Source organism: Rhizobium sp. AAP43 (assembly GCF_001296045.1).
GTDB lineage: Bacteria > Pseudomonadota > Alphaproteobacteria > Rhizobiales > Rhizobiaceae > Allorhizobium.
Genome location: NZ_LJHS01000020.1, coordinates 26903 through 48806 on the forward strand (window position 1 = coordinate 26903; position 21904 = coordinate 48806).

General features: G+C 60.7%; 18 protein-coding genes and 1 tRNA gene. 12 read left to right on the plus strand and 7 right to left on the minus strand.

Going from position 1 to position 21904, the window contains the following annotated elements; all coding sequences use genetic code 11:
- Nucleotides 1-60: 60 nt before the first annotated feature.
- Both IP76_RS13515 and IP76_RS13520 read right to left on the minus strand, forming a co-directional pair.
- On the minus strand, nt 61-2922 hold the full coding sequence (locus tag IP76_RS13515) for a winged helix-turn-helix domain-containing protein (protein WP_054158757.1): 2862 nt from the start codon (nt 2920-2922) through the stop codon (nt 61-63).
- A 387-nt stretch (nt 2923-3309) separates the two neighbouring features.
- Nucleotides 3310-3383, minus strand: a tRNA-Gln gene (locus IP76_RS13520).
- A gap of 295 nt (nt 3384-3678) precedes the next feature.
- On the opposite strand from IP76_RS13520, the gene IP76_RS13525 reads away from it, so the two are divergent.
- The 3 genes from IP76_RS13525 to IP76_RS13535 are packed head-to-tail and all read left to right on the plus strand — an operon-like array spanning nt 3679 to nt 6561.
- Nucleotides 3679-5382, plus strand: coding sequence for a Ppx/GppA phosphatase family protein (locus tag IP76_RS13525; protein ID WP_054158758.1), 1704 nt, complete (start codon nt 3679-3681; stop codon nt 5380-5382).
- Between the two features lie 2 nt (nt 5383-5384).
- Entirely contained in the window at nt 5385-6164 is a 780-nt protein-coding gene (locus tag IP76_RS13530; protein WP_054158759.1) for an RlmE family RNA methyltransferase, read from the plus strand.
- A gap of 13 nt (nt 6165-6177) precedes the next feature.
- A complete protein-coding gene (locus tag IP76_RS13535) occupies nt 6178-6561 on the plus strand; it encodes a VOC family protein (protein ID WP_054158760.1) in 384 nt (127 codons plus the stop codon).
- Between the two features lie 12 nt (nt 6562-6573).
- On the opposite strand, the gene IP76_RS13540 is transcribed toward IP76_RS13535, so the two are convergent.
- Nucleotides 6574-7983, minus strand: coding sequence for an MFS transporter (locus IP76_RS13540; RefSeq protein ID WP_054158761.1), 1410 nt, complete (start codon nt 7981-7983; stop codon nt 6574-6576).
- 243 nt (nt 7984-8226) lie between these two features.
- On the opposite strand from IP76_RS13540, the gene IP76_RS13545 reads away from it, so the two are divergent.
- On the plus strand, nt 8227-9222 hold the full coding sequence (locus tag IP76_RS13545) for an MBL fold metallo-hydrolase (protein ID WP_054158784.1): 996 nt from the start codon (nt 8227-8229) through the stop codon (nt 9220-9222).
- A gap of 57 nt (nt 9223-9279) precedes the next feature.
- On the opposite strand, the gene IP76_RS13550 is transcribed toward IP76_RS13545, so the two are convergent.
- A complete protein-coding gene (locus IP76_RS13550) occupies nt 9280-9591 on the minus strand; it encodes an ATPase inhibitor subunit zeta (RefSeq protein ID WP_082352534.1) in 312 nt (103 codons plus the stop codon).
- A 280-nt stretch (nt 9592-9871) separates the two neighbouring features.
- On the opposite strand from IP76_RS13550, the gene guaB reads away from it, so the two are divergent.
- From guaB to adhP, 4 genes are all read left to right on the plus strand, one after another.
- A complete protein-coding gene (gene guaB, locus IP76_RS13555; RefSeq protein WP_054158763.1) occupies nt 9872-11362 on the plus strand; it encodes an IMP dehydrogenase in 1491 nt (496 codons plus the stop codon).
- A gap of 83 nt (nt 11363-11445) precedes the next feature.
- On the plus strand, nt 11446-11859 hold the full coding sequence (locus IP76_RS13560) for an MAPEG family protein (RefSeq protein ID WP_054158764.1): 414 nt from the start codon (nt 11446-11448) through the stop codon (nt 11857-11859).
- A 79-nt stretch (nt 11860-11938) separates the two neighbouring features.
- Nucleotides 11939-12814, plus strand: coding sequence for a dienelactone hydrolase family protein (locus tag IP76_RS13565; protein ID WP_054158765.1), 876 nt, complete (start codon nt 11939-11941; stop codon nt 12812-12814).
- A gap of 171 nt (nt 12815-12985) precedes the next feature.
- On the plus strand, nt 12986-14014 hold the full coding sequence (gene adhP / locus IP76_RS13570; protein WP_054158766.1) for an alcohol dehydrogenase AdhP: 1029 nt from the start codon (nt 12986-12988) through the stop codon (nt 14012-14014).
- Between the two features lie 97 nt (nt 14015-14111).
- Here adhP and IP76_RS13575 read toward each other — a convergent pair whose 3' ends face one another.
- Nucleotides 14112-14567: a hypothetical protein gene (locus IP76_RS13575; protein WP_054158767.1), complete on the minus strand. Its 456-nt coding sequence runs from the start codon at nt 14565-14567 to the stop codon at nt 14112-14114.
- A gap of 184 nt (nt 14568-14751) precedes the next feature.
- Between IP76_RS13575 and IP76_RS13580 the strand changes: the two genes are divergently transcribed.
- Both IP76_RS13580 and IP76_RS13585 read left to right on the plus strand, forming a co-directional pair.
- Nucleotides 14752-15891 carry a patatin-like phospholipase family protein gene (locus IP76_RS13580; RefSeq protein ID WP_054158768.1) on the plus strand — a complete coding sequence of 380 codons (1140 nt, stop codon included), beginning with the start codon at nt 14752-14754 and terminating at the stop codon, nt 15889-15891.
- A gap of 140 nt (nt 15892-16031) precedes the next feature.
- Entirely contained in the window at nt 16032-16664 is a 633-nt protein-coding gene (locus IP76_RS13585; protein ID WP_054158769.1) for a TetR/AcrR family transcriptional regulator, read from the plus strand.
- 3 nt (nt 16665-16667) lie between these two features.
- Here IP76_RS13585 and IP76_RS13590 read toward each other — a convergent pair whose 3' ends face one another.
- Complete coding sequence (locus IP76_RS13590; protein ID WP_054158770.1) at nt 16668-17621, minus strand: LysR substrate-binding domain-containing protein; 954 nt, start codon at nt 17619-17621, stop codon at nt 16668-16670.
- A 188-nt stretch (nt 17622-17809) separates the two neighbouring features.
- Between IP76_RS13590 and IP76_RS13595 the strand changes: the two genes are divergently transcribed.
- Together IP76_RS13595 and IP76_RS13600 are read left to right on the plus strand one after the other, a co-directional pair.
- Nucleotides 17810-18115, plus strand: a complete 306-nt coding sequence (locus tag IP76_RS13595; protein ID WP_054158771.1) for a DUF1127 domain-containing protein — start codon at nt 17810-17812, stop codon at nt 18113-18115.
- 208 nt (nt 18116-18323) lie between these two features.
- Nucleotides 18324-20825, plus strand: a complete 2502-nt coding sequence (locus IP76_RS13600) for a methyl-accepting chemotaxis protein (RefSeq protein WP_054158772.1) — start codon at nt 18324-18326, stop codon at nt 20823-20825.
- Between the two features lie 71 nt (nt 20826-20896).
- Here the strand turns inward: IP76_RS13600 and IP76_RS13605 are convergent, their stop codons facing one another.
- Complete coding sequence (locus IP76_RS13605; RefSeq protein WP_054158773.1) at nt 20897-21799, minus strand: DUF937 domain-containing protein; 903 nt, start codon at nt 21797-21799, stop codon at nt 20897-20899.
- Between the last annotated feature and the right edge of the window lie 105 nt (nt 21800-21904).

Here is a 21904-nt window from a genome sequence, read left to right on the forward strand (position 1 = left end):
GCTTAGATTTCTCCCGCTGTCGTCCATGGTGTTCGACACCCTAGACGCTATCCGTGTCGGTCAGGACCAGACCTGGTTCCTGACCATCTCTGCCATGGGATCGCCGTCATCCGGGTAAGAGGCCAGTAGTCTGCGTCCGGCTTCGATGGCCACGGTGTTGAGCCTGTCGGATGCCTTCCGCTCCAAAACTCTGAGAACATTGCGAATTGCCAACGCAGAGGCGCCCAGCTCCTCCGCGCAATCATGGCTCTCTTGAAAGGCGATGGCCGCGCTCGTCTGTCCTTCCGGGCTATGATCATGCCAGAGAAGACTGCAACGGATGGAGTGCAGTTCCGGCATCCACCATCGGCTGTTGCTTGCCCTGCAGAAGGAGATCGACTGATCGATGACGTCTAGCGCCTCGTTGTTTCGGCCGAGTTCACCGAGCATCTGTGCACGAATGCCATCGATCCAGGGGATCAGCATCCGGAACTTGTTCCGGTCCATCTTGTCACGCAGGGCCGTGAGCGCCGGGTAATTTGGGTTTCCACTCAATGCATTGATAACGTGGAGCGCGGCCTCGCTGGATACGTCCCTGATTGTCATCGACTGTTGGTGCACGGCCTTTCGCAGTTTCTCGCAGGCGTGGCGCGCCCTGTCATAGTCCCGCAGCGAGCAATAGAGGGGAATGATGACCTCGTTCAATGCCCAGCAGTGATACAATCCATGTTCCGGCTCTTCCAAGGGACCGCGGATCGCCTCGTAGTGGTCCAGTGCCGTGGTCACCTTTCCGCGCAGCCATTGTGCCTTGATCAGAAAAACGCGCGACAGAAGTCCGGGATCTGTGCCAATCCGCATGAAGCGGCCAAGCGAAATGAGCGCCTGGCGCTTCACGACATCCTCCAGCTCCCTTTCGGCGCGCAACTGATTGCCCCGCATCTGCAAGGCCATGGCGTTGTAGTTGTCGGCGATCAGATCATCATCGTCCTGAAGATCGCTTTTGCTCGATGGCCTCAACGTCTCGGCACAAACGTCCGCCAGATCTGGCTCTGACCGGTAGATATGAAGCCAGTAGAGGCCTGAATAGGCCAGGATTGCTGTGGGACTTAACCGGGAATCCTGTGTTTTCTGGATCGCAACTTCCATGGCGGCTTTCGACGCCTCCACCGGGCCGTTCGTTGCTAGCAACGCTGCTCCATAGAATGCGTTCAGAGCAGCCCACAATGCCTCGCTCTGCTCGACACGTCCTTGATAGGTCAGGGCCCGCGCGGCGACCGTCTCGCAGTCCCTGAGCAGCGAGAGTTGCATGTAAAGCGGCGCGGCTTCCGCAGCCAGTCGCACCGCCAGTGCGGGGCTTTCCGCCATTTCGAATTGCCAGTCAAGGCAGGCCGAAAGGTTGGTCAGATTTGGGCACGCCGACCCAAACCAGTTTACCGCCTTTTCCTTGTCGCCCTCGAGCAAGCCTTGCCCTTGAATCTCCCTGATGAAGAATTCGCCCAGTTTGGCCTGGACCTGATGCCACTCACCGGCTTTGATCATTTGATCAATGCAGAAGGCGCGTGTCGTATCGAGGAGCCGGAAAGACGCCTTTCCGTCCCGATCTTCCTTGACGATCAGATTTTTACCCACGAGCACGGCGATCGCCTGGATAACGTCGCGTTCAGGCAGGTCTTCGCTGGAGATCACCCGCAGGCATGCCTCCACGCTGGCGGCACCCAGAAAGACCGACATCTCGAGCAGAACACGCCTTTGGCTGCCGGTCAGCAAGTCAAAGCTCCAGCCGATCATCTTGCTCAACGTGCGGTGACGCTCGGGCCAGTCGGTCGGCATAAGATCCATCATCTCGAAGTTTTCACGCAAAAGCGCGTCGAGATCGTGAACGCCGAAAATGGAAAGATGAGCGCAGGCAATCTCGATCGCCAACGGGATTCCGTCGAGCCGCCTGCAGATCTCGGCGGCGCTGGCCAACAGCTTTTCATTGGGCACTAGGCCATGCAGATGCGCGGCCCCGCGATCGAAGAAAAGCGCAAGCGCGCTGTAAGCAACGATGTCGTCTGCTTTGAGCGCCAGACCCGGAGGAGGCACGGTCAGTGCGTCGAGACGAACGATATGTTCATCGCGCACGTTGACCGGCTGTCGCGACGTCGTGATGACAGTGAGATTTTCGAGGTCGCAAAGCTCGTCTTGGTCGAAGGCCGACAATACGTCGGTACATCGGTCGACGCAGTCGAAGAATACGAAGCCTCTGGAGGATCTCAAGACCTCGCGGACCAGGTCCACAGGCGCTTGGAGCGTGCCAGACACCGGTAGTTGCGCGGCAAGACTGGCCCAAATGTCAGCATTTTGGCGGACAGTCGATGCATCGATCCAGAAGACCGTCGCTTCCGGGCGCAGGGTTTCGAGAACTGCAAGGGCCAGTGTGGTCTTCCCAAAGCCACCGGGGGCGAGGATTGTCACAAACCGATGGCGACGCGCAGCATTGACGGTGGCTTCCAGATCGTGCTGGCGGCCGATGAGCGTTTTCGGTCTGGTACGATTTGCCTGGTCCAGTGCATCGTCCTTGATGGAGTAACGTGATGCGATTGCACCCGTCTCCGGAAGGAAATCCACTTTCTCCGTAAACACATAGCCGACGCGCGAAACGTTCCTGATAAAGGGGCGGGAGTCTGCTTCAGGGGACAGATGTTTCCTCAGAACATTGATCTGAAATCGCAAAGCACTGTCTGTGATATTGGGGGCACCCCAAACCTTGTCTACAATCATGGCGCGGGGCACGGTCTGGCCGGCCATCTCGAGCAAGACCTGCAATATGTCAGTGGCGCGCCCGCCCAGCGGTAGCTGCTTGCCTCGCAGGCTCAGATTCCGCGTCCGAGTATCGAAGGCGAAATCACCGAACAGAAACACGCCCTTCTCATGCGCTTGCAAAGGATCAAGCTCTGCCATTGATTGGTCCCATGGTTTCCTCTGGCAATTTTGATTGAGATATTGAACCGGGCAATTGCCAGCCGCCGCCACTGATCCTTGGCACCCCCTATGCAAAGCGGCTAAGCCTGCGCTGAGGCGGACAACGGATCATAGGTGGAGCGGTAACGCGCTCAGAACAGATAGTCTGTCCAAATGCGGCGTGTCAAATCGACCGGAAAGGCGCCGCAGAGCAGCACCGATAGGGGGGCTCAGGCACTGAAAGGTAAATGCACAATCCACACCTAGACGCATGAGAAGCAGCCACATCGCGCCATAATGCGGGAATTTGGCGTATTTCCAGCTGCGAGACACGATCACGCACGACGGGAAAAACTCGGAAATCAACACTTTGGGGAGGGTAAAGATTGGCTGGGGAACCTGGATTCGAACCAAGATTAACGGAGTCAGAGTCCGTCGTTCTACCGTTGAACTATTCCCCACCAGGGTATCGCTGCCGCGATCGGTGAGCGGGCTTATAGCCAAAAGCTTTGAGATTGCAAAGGCCGATTTTTAAAAAAATGTCGGAATGTGTTTCGCCTAAGTGAAATACCGGCTTCGCTTAGGCCGTGGGCGGAGGCTAAAGCCTGCGAGGCGGATCGGCGGCTATTGGTAGTCCTTGGAAAAACCGTTTGGCGCAAAGGGCTTGCGCTGGTATGCTGGCGCCAACGAAACGATTGATGACACCAGCGGCATGCGGCGAAAGCGGCGCCTTGCGCGGTGCAATGGAAGACTTCAGTGACAGACCCCAATCGCGGCGGACAGCCGAATAGCGAGGGGACGTCGACGGGCAAGCGCAAGGGCGGGGGATCTCGCCGGCGCGGCAAGAGCAGGAAGACGGGGCCGATCGCAAACGGTCCTGAGGCTTCTGCTTCGGCAGGATCGGCGGGAACGCCGGTCTCCGAACGACGTTCCGAATCAGTCTTTGCGGATGGCCCTGTCCGCAAGCGAAAGCGTCGTCGACGCGGCAAAGGCCCTTCGGGAGCCGATCTTGCTTCGTCATCGACCGACGGTGGCGCGCGGCAGACCTCTTCCCAAATCCTATCCGGTGGTTCCGGTGCGCCAAAGGGCGAACTGCCTGGCGGATCGGACAACCGTGCTCGCTCGGCCTCAGCCCCTGCCGGCGATCATGCCGCCGCAGGCAGCCATGGCGCTCATGCGGTGGCGACGCGGTCGGCAATATCGGTAGAGCCCGATGCCCGGTCGCCGAAGAAGCGCCGGCGCAATCGCAATCGGAAGCCCGCCCTTAAAGCCGGTCATGTCCGGCCGCTTGCCGGTTCGGAGCCGCCGTCTGCCGCGTCTGCCAAGGCGCGCAAGCCGGAGCCGCCGGCCGTGCCGCCGCGCCATCAGGTCGCCGCGCCCGGCCGGTCTGACAGACCGTCGGCGCCGGATCGTTTGCGGTTTGCAGGAGAGGGCAGCCATGACGATCTTTACGCGGCACTCGACCTTGGCACCAACAATTGCCGGCTGCTGATTGCGCAGCCAACCCGGCCCGGCCAGTTTCGCGTCGTCGACGCTTTCTCGCGCATCGTGAGGCTGGGCGAGGGCCTGGGGGCAACAGGGCAATTGTCGCAGGACGCGATGGACCGCGCGGTCGACGCCTTGCGCATCTGCGCTTCCAAGCTCTCCGGTCGTGAAATTCGCCGCATGCGCCTGATCGCCACCGAAGCCTGCCGCGCGGCAGAGAATGGGGAAAGCTTCCTCGAACGGGTCACCAACGAGACGGGCCTCGAACTCGAGATCATCAACCGCGAGACCGAAGCGCGGCTCGCTGTCTCTGGCTGCTCCTCGCTGGTCGGTCGCGAAGCCCGCTCCGTCGTGCTCTTCGATATCGGCGGCGGCTCCTCCGAGATCGCGGTGATCCGGATCGCTGACAACAGGTCAAGCCGGCTTGCCAACCACATCACCCATTGGACATCGCTGCCCGTTGGTGTCGTGACGCTCTCCGAGCGCCATGGCGGCCGCGACGTGACGCCGGATATCTTCGAAGCCATGACCCAGGAAGTCGAAGGCATGCTTGCCCGCTTCGATTGCCCGGATCTACCGCGCGGGCCAGATGGATATCCGGAGGATTTCCATCTGATCGGCACTTCGGGCACGGTAACGACATTGGCCGGCGTGCATCTCGATCTGCCGCGCTATGACCGCCGCAAGGTCGATGGCGTCTGGCTGTCCGATGCCGAGGTCACGGCGATGCAGGCCAAGCTATTGTCCTGGGATTATGCCGGACGCGCCGCCAACCCGTGCATCGGGCCGGACCGCGCCGACCTTGTGCTGGCCGGCTGCGCCATTCTTGAGGCGATCCGCCGGCGTTGGCCGTCGAGCCGGATGCGGGTCGCGGATCGCGGCCTGCGCGAAGGCCTTTTGACAGATATGATGGCGGATGACGGCGTCTGGCGCCGCGGCCGGACCCGCCGACCTAACACCCATAGGGAGCGCTGACCATGGCAAAGCCACCCATCGGCGGGAACAGAACCGGCCGCAAACTCGGCCAGAAGGTCAAGAAGGGCAAGCTGAAGGCGTCGTCCAGACGTTGGCTCGAGCGCCACATCAACGACCCCTATGTGCAGCGCGCAAAGCTCGAGGGTTACCGCGCCCGCGCGGCCTTCAAGTTGCTGGAGATCGACGAGAAGCACCAGATCCTGAAAGGTGCCCATCGTGTCATCGATCTGGGGGCGGCGCCGGGCAGTTGGTCGCAGATCGCCGCCAAGGTCACCGATTCGACCGATGACGACATCCGTGTCGCCGCAATCGACTTTCTCGAAATGGCGCAGTTGCCGGGTGTGAAGATCCTGCAACTCGACTTTCTGGATCCGGACGCCCCGCGCCAGCTGATCGAAGCCGTTGGCGGCACACCCAATCTCGTCCTGTCTGACATGGCGGCGCCGACGACGGGCCACCAGAAGACTGACCATCTGCGCACCATGCATCTATGCGAGGTTGCGGCCCACTTCGCCGTCGAAGTTCTGGCAGAAGGCGGCCATTTCCTGGCGAAGACCTTCCAGGGCGGTACGGAAAAAGATCTCTTGAACATGCTGAAGCTGAACTTCCGTCAGGTCCTGCATATCAAGCCGGCCTCATCGCGCCAGGAATCGGTCGAGATGTTCCTGCTGGCCAAGGGCTTCAAGGGTCGCAAGGGAGGCGTGATCACGGCTGCGGTCGATGAGGACGGTTTCGCTCGTGATCCGCGTGAGGACATTCCGGCCGAAGAAGACCAGGACTGAGGCGCAGACAGCGGTGCTCACCTACATTACCATCGGCATCAACGATCTGAGGCGCGCCATCGGCTTCTACGACGCAGTTCTGTCGACGCTCGGCGTCGAGCGCCGCGTCACGGTCGAAAGCGAAGCAGGTTATGGACTGCCGCAGGATGAGCGCTGCCGTTTCTGGATCACACATCCCTTCGATGGCAAGCCCGCGACGGTCGGCAATGGTTCGATGCCGGCTTTCGAGGCTCGGTCCCGGGCTGCCGTCGATGCGTTTTACAGGGCAGCGATTGCAAATGGCGGCACGGATGAGGGCGCACCGGGTCTGCGTCCCTTTCATCCCAATTTCTATGCCTGCTATGTCCGCGATCCCGACGGCAACAAACTGTCGGCGCTGTGCGAAAAGCCCCAATAACCCATCATCGGCTTACTTGACGCTGATTGTGTCGTCTTCAGCTTGCCCGTGGCGATAGCCGGAGACGGCGGATCCGACATCGCGCGCTAGGCCGAAGAACGGGATGACGGCGAAGATCGAGAGAGCGGCAACCATGGCGAAGGCAAGGTGGAAGTCACCGAGCGACAGTGTGCCGCCGGTGATCTTGGCGCTGACCTCCAGGATAGCGCCGGCCACAGCCACGCCAAGCGCCAGGCTCACCTGCTGAAGGACGGAAGTGAGCGCAGTTGCCTGCGAGGCCTGGCCGTCCTCGATCTCGGAATATCCCAAAGTATTCACACCTGTGAAGAAGAAGGAGCGGCAGAAGCCGCCTAGCAGCAGGATTCCCATGATCAGAAGGATCGGGGTTGCCGGCGTGAACAGCGCATTGGCACCCGTCGTCAGGGCACCGATAATGCCGGCTGTGATCAGGACGGTGCGAAATCCGAGAGCGGCGAAGGCGCGCCTGACAATGAATTTGGTGGAAATCGCCCCGATTGCGGCCACGAACGTGACCATGCCGGATTGGAAGGCGCTCATGCCGAAGCCGAGCTGCAACATCAGTGGCAGCAGGAAGGGCGTGGCGCCGGCGGCAATGCGAAACAGCGTGCCGCCGATGATCGAGGCGCGAAAGCTTCTGTTGGTAAAGAGCGACAGGTTAAGCAGCGGCGCCGGATGCCGGCGGGCATGGATGACGTAGAGGACAAGGCATAAAATGCCGGCCACCGTCGCTCCGGCCCCCACGGCCACCGGCAGGGCCGGAAGGCTCATGACTGACAAGCCGAAGACCAGACCGGATGCCGCACCGGCACTCAAGGTAAAGCCGCGCCAGTCGATGCGACCGGTCTTTATCGGGGCAATCTCCGGCAGGTAGAGGCCGGAAATCCACAGGCCCAGCAGCCCGATCGGCAGGTTGATCAGGAAGATCCAGTGCCAGCTGAAGAAGGTGGTTATGAAGCCCCCGATCGGCGGCCCGGTGATCGGGCCGAGCAGGCCCGGAATGGTCAGAAGCGCCATGGCCGAGACCAGTTCGCTTTTCTTCGTGGTTCTCAGCAGGACCAGGCGCCCGACAGGCGTCATCATCGCGCCGCCCATGCCCTGCAGGAAGCGTGCGGCGATGAAGGCGAGGAGCGATCCGGACATTGCACAGAACAGTGAGCCGAGCATGAAGATGACAATCGCTGCGCGGAACACGCGCTTGGCTCCATAACGATCTGCCATCCAGCCACTGATCGGAATGAAGATTGCAAGCGCCACCATATAGGCGGTGAGCGCAAGTTTGAGCGTGATCGGCCCAACCCCAAGGTCGGTGGCAATCGTCGGCAGCGCCGTGGCAATCACGGTCGAATCCATCTGTTCCATGAACAGCGCGACGGCGAGTATGAGCGGGGTAATACGGTTCATCGGTCTTCCGGCGGGGCGCGAGGGACCCGACACACTGATGGTGCGTCCGCCGCGGATGCCGAACTCGATATGGAGAATGGCGGAAAAGGCAAGCCTCGGTTGCGATTTGAGCCCGTTGGTGGCGTGGATACACGCTTCACGTTGGCGTGAGCCCGCTTTCCCCGCTTAGCTGCAAACCTATGTTTCGCCTCGGCCCGACGAAACGGGGATGCGACTTTCACTGAGGAGATTGCGATGTTATCGATGAACCGAAGAATGCTTTTGGGCGGTGCGGGTGTAGCACTTGCCACGCCGATGATCATGACCAGAGCCGCCTCCGCCCAAACGGCGTCCGCCCAAACCTCGTCCGCCCAAACCTCGATGAGCATTAACCACGCCATGCCACCCGAAACCCATCGCTTCAATGTCGGAAAGTTCGAAGTTCTGGTGGTCAAGGATGGTTCGCGTGCCTCCGGTGCGCCGCAGGAAACCTTCGGCACCAATCAGTCGCCGGAAACGGTCGGTGCACTGCTCGAGGCGAATTTCCTGCCGCCGGACAACTTCGTCAACAGCTTCGCCCCGGTACTGGTCAACACCGGCACGGATGTCATCCTCTTTGATACAGGCATGGGGGAGGGCGGTCGCGCCAATGGCCTTGGTCGTTTGGTCGAGGGTCTCACGGCAGCCGGTTACAAGCGCGAGGATGTCACCGTCGTTGTTCTCACCCATATGCATGGCGACCACATTGGTGGCCTGATGGAAGGTGGCCAGCCGGCTTTCCCGAATGCACGTTATGTGACGGGCCAGGCCGAATATGATTTCTGGGTCGATCCGGCCCGCGTTGGAACACCGGCCGAGAACGGCCAGAAGGGCGTCATCGCCAACGTCAAGCCGCTTGCGGACAAGACAACCTTCATCGGAGACGGTGGGGAAGTCGTCTCGGGCGTGACCGGCATGGCGGCCTTCGGCCATTCGCCCGGCCACATGATCTATCGCCTGGAATCGGAAGGCCGCCAGCTGGTGCTGACGGCGGATACGGCCAATCACTTCGTGCTGTCGCTGCAGCGCCCCGATTGGGAAGTTCGCTTTGACATGGACAAGGCGGCGGCCGCTGCAAGCCGGAAGAAGGTGTTCGACATGCTGGCGACGGACAAGCTCGCCTTCCTGGGCTATCACATGCCGTTCCCGGCGGTTGGTTTCGTCGAGAAGATCGACCAGGGCTATCGGTTCGTTCCGAAGGCCTATCAGTTCGATCTCTAAGACGTCTAAGGCATCGACGTTGTGGGCTGTCCTTTGGGCAGCCCACAGCTTTTGGTCTTAGCCGCGCGTGGCGATTTCGACAGACGCACTGTCGAGAAATGTGTGCATCTGCGAGTTTAGTTCTGCCTCGGAGACATCCATACCGGCGGCCGAAAAATCCTGGCGCAGAAGGTCAAGCAAACGGTGCGGCTCGACCACCTGCTGCATTGCGATGTTATGCGCATAGGCCTCGACATCGTCGACGCCCATTTTGTAGCCGGCCCATCGCCCGATCATCTTGCCGCAAAGTACCTTCGTTCGAAATTCGAGTTCTGCCTGTCGGGCGAACTGCGTCTCAAGCGCATTGGCGCGTTTTCTCAATGGTGTCATCTTTGCCCCCGTTGTTGATTGGCTCCCCGTCCCGAAGAAGCGAGGGTGGTTGTAACGAAGGAGATTTCAGACTTCGTGCAAGAACATCCTAAAATTCTAATGGAGGCGTGTTTTCTGTGCAGTGCGGCATGGCGCCGTTTAGAGCCGCGTTTTGCTATTCCCTTCCTGTCATGAACGTGTTACCAGCCCTCGCCAACTTCCAAGCATTTCATGCAGGAGCCACCGGACGGGAAATTCCGTTTTCGGGAGGATTCTGCCTATTCAAACGAAGGATTTGGCAATGGCACGCATCGTAATGTCGGCAACCGGCGCAGAAGCGCTTACCTTTGACGACGTCCTCCTGCAGCCGGGGCATTCGGAAGTGATGCCGGGGCAGACGAATATCGCCACCCGCATCGCTCGCGACATCGAACTCTCCCTGCCGATCCTGTCGTCCGCCATGGATACGGTGACTGAAAGCCGGTTGGCCATCGCCATGGCCCAGTCCGGCGGCATGGGCGTTATCCACCGCAACCTGACGCCGATCGAGCAGGCCGAAGAAGTTCGCCAGGTCAAGAAGTTCGAAAGCGGCATGGTCGTCAACCCGGTGACTATTGGCCCGGATGCGACGCTTGCCGAAGCCAAGGCGCTGATGAAGGCCCACGGCATTTCCGGTATCCCGGTTGTTGAAAACGGCGGTCGCCCGGGTCGCCTCGTCGGCATCCTCACCAATCGCGACGTCCGTTTCGCTTCTGACCCGAACCAGAAGATCTACGAGCTGATGACACGTGAAAACCTGATCACGGTCAAGGACGGCGTCGACCAGCAGGAAGCCAAGCGCCTCCTCCACACGCACCGCATCGAAAAGCTCGTCGTAGTCGACAATGAAGGCCGTTGCGTTGGCCTGATCACCGTCAAGGATATCGAAAAGTCGCAGCTCAACCCGCATGCCGCCAAGGACGCTCAGGGTCGCCTGCGCGTCGCTGCCGCCATCTCGACCGGTGATGATGGCGTCGAGCGCGCCGAGCGCCTGATCGATGCCGGCGTTGACGTCATCGTCGTCGATACCGCGCACGGCCACAGCCAGAAGGTTCTCGATGCCGTCGCGCATGTGAAGAAGATGTCGAATGCGATCCGCATCATCGCCGGCAATGTCGCGACATCCGAGGGAACGCAGGCTCTGATCGATGCCGGCGCAGACTGCATCAAGGTGGGCATCGGCCCGGGCTCGATCTGCACCACCCGCATCGTCGCGGGCGTCGGCGTTCCCCAGCTTGCAGCCGTCATGGCCGCAGTTGAAGCCGCCCAGAAGCACGACATTCCTGTCATCGCCGATGGTGGCCTGAAGTTCTCGGGCGATGTTGCCAAGGCGATTGCTGCCGGTGCTTCCGCCGTCATGGTCGGTTCGTTGCTCGCCGGCACGGATGAAAGCCCAGGTGAAGTTTACCTCTACCAGGGCCGTTCGTTCAAAGCCTATCGCGGCATGGGCTCCGTCGGCGCCATGGCCCGCGGTTCGGCGGATCGCTACTTCCAGGCGGAAGTGCGTGACACGCTGAAGCTCGTGCCGGAGGGCATCGAAGGCCAGGTGCCTTACAAGGGACCAGTCTCGGCCGTGCTGCACCAGCTCGCCGGTGGCCTGAAGGCTGCCATGGGTTATGTCGGCGGCAAGGACATCCGGGACTTCCAGGAAAAGGCGACCTTCGTGCGCATCTCCGGTGCCGGCCTTCGTGAAAGCCATCCGCATGGTGTAACGATCACCCGCGAAAGCCCGAACTATCCGGGCTCGAACTGATCTTTCGATGAAGTGAGAATGCGGCCCGGGAACATATCCTTCCCGGGCCTTTTTCATGACCAGATAGGGAGGAGATTTTTCACATGACCGGGTTTGAAATGTTCTGGCCGCTGCTGGCCCATGCCTTCCTGATTTTTAGCCTGTATGGCTTGCTCGTCGTCAGACGTGCCGCGGTCGTCAAAAGCGGCGAAGTCAAGCGGGAAGCATTCCGCGAAAACCGTGATGAGCCGCAGGCAAGCCGGGTGGTCAACAAGGCGATCGCCAACCAGTTCGAATTGCCGGTGCTCTTTTATGCCGTCTGCGTGCTCCTCTATATCGCCGAGGCTGACAATCTCGCCGCCGTCGTCGGCGCCTGGGCCTTCGTGCTCGCCCGCTATGTGCAGGCCACTATGCAGCTGACCGGCAATCTACCGCTCCGCCGTCTCTCCTTCATGGCGGGCTTCGTTATCCTCTTCCTGCTCTGGATCTGGCTCGGCGCCTGGATGGCGTTCAGCTGACCCATCACGGCGTTTTGTATGGTCACCTGCGTTAAGCGTCCTATCTTCCGGGCATCAGCACCCGCCGGGAGGATATGCCATGGACAAGCCGACAATCACGCAGGCGATGATCGATGCCTATGACGAATACACCCACCTGACTTTGGACCGACGCGGCTTCATGCAGAAGCTCACATCGCTGGCGGGTTCAGGGGCTGCTGCCGCCGTCATCATGCCGATGCTGGCTGCAAACTCTGCCCATGCAACCATCGTGCCCGAGGCCGATGATCGTCTAACGGTGGAAGACGTCACCTATCCCGGTGGTGCCGGCGAGATGAAAGGCTATCTGGCCGTCCCGAAAGATGCGACCGGCAAGCTGCCGGCGGTCATTGTCATCCATGAAAATCGCGGCCTCAATGCGCATATCCGCGATGTCACCCGCCGCATGGCGCTCGAAGGTTTCGTCGCGCTGGCGCCGGATTTCCTGTCGCCAAACGGAGGGACCCCGGCCAATGAAGACGAAGCGCGCAACATGTTCCAGTCGCTCGACATGGTCGCCACCGTCGCCAATGGCGAAGCCACACGCGCCTTTCTCGCCGGTCATGAAAAGACCAATGGCAAGGTCGGCGCCATCGGCTTCTGCTGGGGCGGTGGCATGGTGAACCGCATGGCGGTCGCCTCGCCAGAGCTCGGCGCAGGCGTCGCCTATTATGGTGCCCAGGCACCGGCTGAGGATGTGCCAAAGATCAAGGCACCCCTGATGTTGCATTACGGCGGCCTCGATGAGCGCATCAATGCCGGGATTGACGCCTACAAGGCGGCGCTCGACGCCAATGGCAAGACCTATGAGCTCTTCATCTATGACGGCGTCAACCACGCCTTCAACAATGACACCTCCGCTGCCCGCTACGACAAGGCCGCTGCCGATCTCGCCTGGTCGCGCACGGTCGCCTTCCTGAAGAAGAACCTCGCCTGACGTTCTTCCCTCTGTCCGGGGAGTGACACCGGCGACCCCGAACATGACACTTCGATGAAATGTTTCGCCACTTGATACCGATCAACCGGCAGCCGTGCCCACACTCCTAAGCTCCTTCCATGGACACCGGGTTTTCCGGTCCAGTCGGTTCAACGAGCGTGGGAGAGTGACATGGCATCGATGATGAAGGCCGCCGTCGTGCGGGAATTCGGCAAGCCGCTGACGATCGAGGAATGGGCAATTCCGGAGCCGGGCCCGGGACAGATTCTGGTCAAGTATGAGGCGACGGGCGTCTGCCATACCGATCTCCATGCCGCCAATGGGGACTGGCCGGTCAAGCCCAGCCCGCCTTTCATTCCCGGCCATGAGGGCGTGGGTTACGTGGCAAAGCTTGGCGCCGGCGTCTCCCGCATCAAGGAAGGCGACCGCGTCGGCGTGCCATGGCTGCATACGGCCTGCGGCTGCTGCTCGCCCTGCCGCACCGGCTGGGAAACGCTGTGCGGCAGCCAGCAGAACACCGGTTACTCCGTCAACGGCACCTTTGCGCAATATGGCCTTGCCGATCCCGACTTTGTCGGCCGGCTGCCTGACAATCTGGACTTTGGCCCGGCTGCACCCGTGCTCTGCGCCGGTGTCACCGTCTACAAGGGTCTGAAGGAGGCGGAAGTGAAGCCCGGCGAGTGGGTTGTCATTTCAGGCATTGGCGGTCTCGGTCACATGGCGGTGCAATATGCAAAGGCCATGGGCATGCATGTGGTTGCCGCCGACATTCACGAGGACAAGCTGGCTCTGGCAAAGACCCTGGGTGCCGACGTCATCGTCAATGGTCGCGATGCCGATGCGATCGCGCAGGTGCAGAAGGCCACCGGCGGCGTGCATGGCGCTCTGGTAACGGCGGTGTCGCCGCAGGCCATGGAACAGGCTTACGGTTTCCTGCGCTCCAAGGGCACGATGTCGCTGGTCGGCCTGCCGCCGGGCTTTATCTCGCTGCCGGTCTTCGAAACCGTCCTGAAGCGCATCACGGTGCGCGGCTCGATCGTCGGCACGCGCCAGGATCTCGAGGAAAGCCTGCAGTTTGCCGGTGAGGGCAAGGTCGCCTCGCATTTCAGCTGGGACAAGCTGGAGAATATCAACGACATCTTCCACCGCATGGAAGAAGGCAAGATCGACGGCCGCATCGTGCTCGATCTGGCCGCCTGAACCAGCGCCTCATGGGGCTGAAGGCGGCATCGCAGATGCCGCCTTCTTTTTGTCCGAGGCCGAACCAGTTCCAGCCCGCTGTCTGAACGGGACAGGCTCAATTGGCCGACTGGATGACGGAAACACGCGGTGGCGCGCTGGTGCAGGCGCTGTCCTCGCAGATGCCCGTGATCCAGACCTCGCCATTGCCGATCATCACGCCCTCGGAATTGACGAAAAGGCTGCCGTAATCCTGGTTTGAAACCGCCTCGACGATCGCTTCTGTAAAGACGGAATCATACGCGTCGAGCAGTTCCTGCTCCGAGCCATAGGTCGCCTCTTCGCCATCGATGGTGACGGTCAGCGGATAGTTCACAAGGCTGACGACAATGTCGGACTTGCCTTCCTCAAGCGCCACCTTGAAGGCGTAGAACAGCTCCTTGTAGTCCGGCGCATCGCCGAGCAGCGTTTCGATCTGCTGATCGACGGATGCTTCGTCGGCGCGGCTCGGCCCGGAGGCGATCAGGGTTGTAGACAGCAACACGGCGGCAAAGGGAACGAGGAAACGGGGCATCGGCTTTCCTTGATGAGAAATGAGCTCGCATTTCATAATCTGGAATGAACAAGCGCATCGAATTTCTTTTGGGCGTGATCCGAAAGCAGCGCTGGAAAAGTGAACGCTGCGTGAAGCCGGCCTGCACTGGAAGCAAGGCTTCGGCTCGTCTATCTATTGCGGTGCAGCAAGGATAGGACGGGCCATGGCAGAAAGTTCACGCAATTCCAACCCCGATCGGATCTTCGTCTTTCAAGGAGGCGGCGCGCTTGGGGCCTACCAGGCCGGGACCTTCGAGGCCTTGCATGACCGGGACGTGGAGCCGGACTGGCTGGCCGGAATCTCGATCGGCGCGATCAATGCGGCGATCATCGCCGGCAGCCCCCGCGACAAGCGGATCGCCCATCTCAGGGAATTCTGGCAGTCCATTTCCGCCACGCTCGATTTCGGCTGGCCAGCGGCAAACGACAGCCAGAGACGGCTGCAGAATGATGCAGCAGCTTTGGCCGGCAGCCTCTGGGGCATTCCCGGTTTTTTCTCGCCAAGGCTCTGGACGCCTTACCAGTTGATCGCCAATCCTGAGAGCCGGATCAGTCTCTACGACACCGGGCCGTTGATGAACACCTTGGAGCGTCTGATCGACTTTGATCTCCTCAATGCTTCTGGAACCCGGCTGAGTGTCGGCGCTGTCGATATCCATTCTGGCAACTTTGCCTATTTCGACAACCGCAGCCGCCGCCTGGATGCCCGCCACATCGCGGCATCCGGCGCCCTGCCGCCGGGCTTTCCGCCCGTCGAGATCGATGGGCGGTTCTATTGGGATGGTGGCCTTGTGTCGAACACGCCGCTGCAGCATGTGCTCAATGTCAACGACGCCTCCCGCGATCTCGAGATCTTTCAGGTGGATCTGTTTAACGCGCGAGGAGACATGCCGCGCGATCAGTTCGAGGTCGAGAGCCGGATCAAGGAGATTCGCTATTCCAGCCGTACCCGCATGAACACGGATGATTTCGCCCGCAGGCAGATTGTCCGGCGGGCCGCCAAACGGCTGCTGGAGAAATTGCCGCCCGAATTGTCCGAGGATGAGGATGCGCAGATCCTGCGTTCGATCGGCCATGAATACGACGTCACCATTGTACACCTGATCCATCGCCGCGCCTCGCATGCGACCCATGCCATGGATGCCGAATTCTCCCGCCGGTCGATTGAGGAGCACTGGCAGGCAGGCTATGACGATGCGTGCTACACGCTGGACCACCCGCGCTGGCAAGGACGGGGTCGTCCCAAAAACGGCATACAGATCTTCGATCTTGCGCGCTATCGACAGCCGCATACCGATGCATAGTTGTATTTTGATGAACCTTTTTTGGAATCGTCATGCAATTGCACGTCAGGCCCGTGTCGTTAACGATTTGGCCAGAAGCGAGGCCTAATTCCTGTGCCGAGACAGAGGAGGCCGGCGAATGATGCGTCGGACAACGATCCATGAGTGATAAGGTCGACAAGGGCCGTCTGCAGCAGCGCAAGAAGCCGATGCAGGAGCGCAGCATTCAGCGGCTGGAGTCCATTCTTGAAGCCGCCGTCGGGCTGTTTCTTGAAAAGGGCGTCAACAACGTGACGATGAGCGAGATCGCCCAGCGAGCCCATATTCCGATCGGCTCCCTCTACCAGTTCTTTCCGCAGAAGGCGGCCATCATCAAGGCGCTGCATGACCGCCTGTCGAGCGAGATGGACGGCTTCATCCTCAACATCTTCGCTGATACGCACACGCTGGATGAAGCCGCCGAGCGCGCGGCCAAGTGTCTGCTTGAGATCTTCGACATCATCCGCAAGGCGCCGATCCACATCTCGCTCTGGCAGGCCATCCTCGCAGACAATGATCTCAACCAGCTGTCGGCCGAGTTTCATGAGCGTCTGATCACGGCCTTCTACAAGGATCTGGCGCATCTTGTGCCGGAAGGGCAGTGCGAACGGTTCCGCATTAACCTCAAACTGATGATCATGACGACCAGCGAAGTCATTCGCTTCTCCAGTCATCAGAGCGAAGAGGCGGCAAGCGCCTATCTGGCGCGCTGGCGCCAGATCATCCGCTCGCAGATCTTCAATTTCGATCCCTGATGCTCACCAGCCGGGCATCAAGTTGCCGGCGCGCGCACGCGAAACGTAACGCCCATAGCCCTTTGCGTCACCATCCAGATCATCCTCGACCTGAGCTGGCGTAATGTTGTCGAGGCAGGCGGTAATGTGATCGGTGATCGCATTGACCAGTGAGGTCGACAGGCCCGGTCGCTTCATCAGACCGATCTGCACCGGTGGTAGCGGCGGAAAACCATCGGCGGCCGTGAGCACTTTCATTCCCGTCCTGAGTGCCGATTCCGGCAGCGTTGAAACGGCCATGCCGGCGAGAACGGCGGCGGCGACCACCGTCGACGACCAGCTGGTGAACAGGACCTGGTACTCGCGCCCGTCAGCGTCCAGCGCCGAGCACGCAAGCTGACGCCACTGGCAGTCACGCCGACCAACGGCAAGCGGCACAGGCGCATCGTCCTTCAGCGGATGGTTTGCCGAACCGACCCAGCACAAGGGTTCTGTCCGCACCACGTCCGATTGCCGCAGCAGCGGATTATGCGTGACGAGTGCAATGTCGAGCTCCCCCTTTGCCATCTTCTCGGCCAGGTCCATCGAAGGCTCGCAGACGATATAGAGTTCGACATTCGGATGGGTCTTGGCGAAGCGGCCAATGATTTCCGGCATGTAGCGATCGGCATAATCGTCAGGTGTGCCGATCCGAAGCGTTCCCTCCAGACGGTTATCGTCGAATGCGGCGATCGCTTCCGAATTCAGCCGGATAATCCGCCGCGCATAGTTCAAGAGCTTGTCGCCATCGGCAGTCAGCCGGTTGCCGCGACCATCTTTCACGAAGAGCTGCTTGCCGACGCGCTCTTCCAGCCGGCGCATCTGCATCGAGACGGCCGATTGCGTCTTGAACACGCGGCCGGCCGCCTTGGTGAAGCTGCCAGTGTCGATGATGGCGACGAAGGTTTGCAGTTGATCGATGTCCAGGGGAGCCGACATGGGTTTCGTCCATCAGAAGGGTTGATGATTACCATTAGAAACATTCGTTGGACTGATCAATATCTTTTCGCCAATTTGCCCCTCGCCACCGCCGGACCATAAAGTCCAACAGACCATCCCGCCTCCAATGCACCCGCCGCCCCCGCGGCGGGATGCACCTCCTCGTGCCCGCTGAAAGGACATTTGCCATGCGCACGACCGACCGGATCTTCGACCTCGAGCTTGTTTACCCCGCGCGCCACGTCTCGGCGGCAGATCGCGTGACACGTGTGTCGAACGTCATCCGGACGGTGTTCAAGGCCATCCGAAATCGACTGGCGGTGGATAAACTCGGCGACCTCGATGATCGCCTGCTGGCCGATATCGGCCTGTCGCGCAGTGAGATCAGTCAGGTCCTGCTAAGCCACGGAATCTCCAGTGACCCGTCGCCCATTTTGAAACATTTGGCCCGCGCTCGTGCCGAACAGGCATTGCGCGCCCCACGGTCCTCTTGACCGACGGCATCCCCGCAGGGCGATAGCCAACAGCCCTGCCTTTTGCCCGATTTGGTGTTCTCACCAGATCGGGCATTTTTTTTATCGCTAAATTAACCTTGGCGGGTGCCATATGCGGGGAATAAGCACGCCCTGGTAACAACTTTTCAATGGGCTTCTGGCAGCAGAAGAGACTGTGCTTTCGTGGAATTCTGTCGGAGAACCATCCATGCGGATATCGAAGAAACTGCCGGTCGCTGCAGCCCTGTTCGCCCTTGTTACCTTGAGCGCTTCGGTTGCCATCGGCCTCGTGCAGCAAAGCGCGACGCTCAACGAGCAGGTTTACCAGAAACTCGAAGCGACGGCCGACGGGCGCCGCAACGAGGCCAAGCGCTTCCTGGATGCGATCCGCCTCGATGCCCATGCAATTGCCTCCAACATGATGACCCAGCAGGCCCTGTTCGGCATCACCGGCGCCTGGCCAAAGCTCGGCGACAATCCTGTCGCCGAACTGCACCGTCGTTACATTGCCGACAATCCCAATCCCGTCGGTCAAAAGTTCAAGCTTGATAGCGCCAAGGTCGACAATTACGACCGTGCCCACCGACAGGGCCACACCACCTTTGTCAAACACCTGCAGGCGCTGGGCTACTACGACATCTTCCTGATCGATGCCGACGGCAACGTCGTCTACACCGTGCAGAAGGAAGATGACTTCGGCACGAACCTGCTGACAGGCCCCTACAAGGATACGGGCCTCGGCCAGGTCTACCGCAAGGTCATGCAGAGCGACGATCCGGGGATCTTCGCCAATTCGGAATTCGAGAATTACGCACCATCGCTCGGCGCCCCGGCAGCTTTTGTTGCCGTGCCGATTATCATGAGCGATCGCAAGATTGGCGTGCTCGCCTATCAGTTGCCCAACGACCAGATCAACGCGATCTTCTCCAACACGCGCGGTCTTGGAGAAACGGGTGAGACGCTGCTCGTCGACGTTTCCGGCACGGTGATCAACGACAGCGGCCGCACCCCGGAAGCCGATGGGCTTGTCACAAAGATTGCCTCTCCAATGATTGCAGAGGTCGCAGCCGGCGCGGAGAAGAGCGGCTTGCTCGAAGGCTACCGCGGCATGGAAAGCAACGCTGCCATCGTTCCCCTTCAGTTCGGTGATGTGAAATGGGCCGTCGTCGCCCTGATCGGCGCATCCGAAGTCTCCTCGCAACTCCAGGCGACGGCGCTGAAGTCGATCGGGTTCGGCCTGGTTCTGATCCTTCTCGGTTCGATCGTTGGCCTCATCTTCTCTCGCACGCTGACGCGCCCGATCTCGGATCTGGTTGGCGCCATGCGGGAATTGGCCACAGGAAATACGGATATCGACCTGAAGGGCGTCGACCGCAAGGACGAAATCGGCGACATGGTGCGCTCCGTCGCCGTCTTCCGGCAGGCGGAAATCGACAAGCGCCAGCTCGAAACCGAAGCGACAGCGCGCCGGTCTGCGGGTGAAGCAGAACGCCAGCTGCGGGAGCAGGAGCGGGCCGCAGCCCAGGCCGAGTTGACCGAGGCGATTGATGTTCTGGGTTCTGGTCTCCAGCGTCTGGCCAGTGGGGACCTGACGACCCCGATCCGCAAGCCGCTGACGGGCAATCTCGACCGGCTACGCATCGACTTCAACGCCTCGCTGGAGCGCCTTTCGGCGACAGTGTCGGCCGTGCATGGCAATGTTGCCGAGATCAATCGCAAGAGCGGCGCCGTCGGTGGTGCGACAGCTGATCTGTCGCTGCGCACCGAGCAGCAGGCCGCCGCTCTCGTCGAAACCTCCGCGGCCATCCGCCAGATCATGGAAGCGATCCGGCATTCCTCGGAGCGCGCCGAAAATGCCTCGCGTCTGGCACTCGAAGCCCGCACCAATTCCGACCGTTCCGGCGAGATCGTCGGCGGTGCGGTGGATGCCATGAGCCGTATCGAGCAGGCCTCGAGCGAGATCTCGAAGATCATCAACGTCATTGATGAAATCGCCTTCCAGACCAACTTGCTGGCTTTGAATGCCGGCGTGGAGGCCGCCCGTGCTGGCGAAGCCGGAAAGGGCTTCGCGGTCGTCGCGCAGGAAGTCCGTGAGTTGGCCCAGCGCTCGGCCAATGCGGCAAAGGACATCAAGGCTCTGATCACCAAGTCGGGCCAGGAAGTCTCGGCCGGTGTGGGACTGGTGCGCGAAACGGGTGCCGTACTCTCAGCGATCGCAGGCCAGGTTGTCCAGATCGGCGATCACATCCATTCGATTGCCTCGACTTCCAGACAGCAGTCGACGAGCCTCAACGAGATCAATGACGCTGTGACCCGCATGGAGAATGTGACGCAGCAGAATGCCAACGCCGCCGAACAGACCAATGCGGCCATGACCGGCCTGACACGCGATGCCGAGATGCTCTCCGAGCTCGTTGGGCAGTTCACCGTGGAAAATAATGCGAGCGGCATGCAGAACCGGTTTGCCGACCAGCGCGATACGCCGTTCTCGCGCCCCCTGGGATCGGCTCCGTCTGCGCCATCCACACCAGCATCGGCACCGTCCTCTCTGCTGCGCAAGACGGGCCCGAAGGTCGTGCCCGCCCAGCCCGGCAGCCGCTCGGTCGCCTCGCCGGCACGCTCGCTGATGGACAAGATCTCAATCGGCCTGGGCGCCAAGATGACTCAGGCGAAAGACACGAAGTCCGAAAACGAGTGGGAAGAGTTCTGAGGCCTGAAAGGTTCCTGAAACGGCAAACGGCGCGGTTACCCGCGCCGTTTTGTTTTTGTCTGTAGAAGTGCTCAGGCCTTGGCCTTCGGTCCTTCATCCGCTGCACTGGCGGAACCGTCGCTCTGTGTCGCGGCACGGTAGGTGTCGAAGATCTGCTCCATGCTCTTCTGATAGTTCTTCTGCACTTCAAGCCCGCTGTCGAACAGCGTGTTGATCATCGCCGAGAAACTTTCCTGCGCTTCCTTCTCCGCCGCCTTTGGCGCTTCTGCCTGCGGCTTCGGGGCCTCGGCCGGCTGACCGTTCATCTGGGCGGAATAAGCAGCCGCAATGTCCTGGAAGGCCTTGGTGAAGGGGTTGTCGAGGAAGGGATTGGCAGGCGCCTGCGGCTCCGGCTTGGTCGCCGCGCCACCCATCATCTCCTGGAAGGCCCGGGTAAACGGATTGTCGAACATGGTGGCAGGCTGCGGCTTCGGCTGAAGGCCGGTATTTTCGAGCCATTGCTGCATCATCGCGGCCATCGGGTGTCCGGCAAAGGCATTGGCGCCGGAGAATTGCCCGGTGGTCTGTTTGAACAACCCGCCCATGATTGTATCGGCCATGGCCGGCATCATCTGCTTGAGAATGTCCTGGCCGATCCCAGTCAGCTGAGCTGCCTGTGCCGCGATCGCGCGCGAGACCTCCTTGGAGCCGAAGATCTGCTGCAGCACCTGATTGCCATCGGCGACCCCCTGCGGGGTGAAGGCAGCGCTCATGTCTTCGAAGTAGCGCGCATAATTGGCAGACGACATGGCCTGCAATAGCGTCGAGAAATCGTAAGGATTGGCGGCGTTGCGCTTGAAGCCGGAGGCAAACGCGGGCGTCAGCGCGGCGATGGCCTTGGCTGTCTGCTCCTGGGCCAGGCCGAACTGCCGCGCCATGGCATCCATCGCCTTGCCGTTCTGCGCCTGGAGCATCATGTCGAACAATGGCAGCATGGACTTTTCTCCCCGAATGCGTGCAGCTGAATCAGCACTATAATCGCAAAAAGCCCGGCGCAAACCGGTTTTTGCCGGTTTCATCGCCGAGCCTTTGTATGGGGC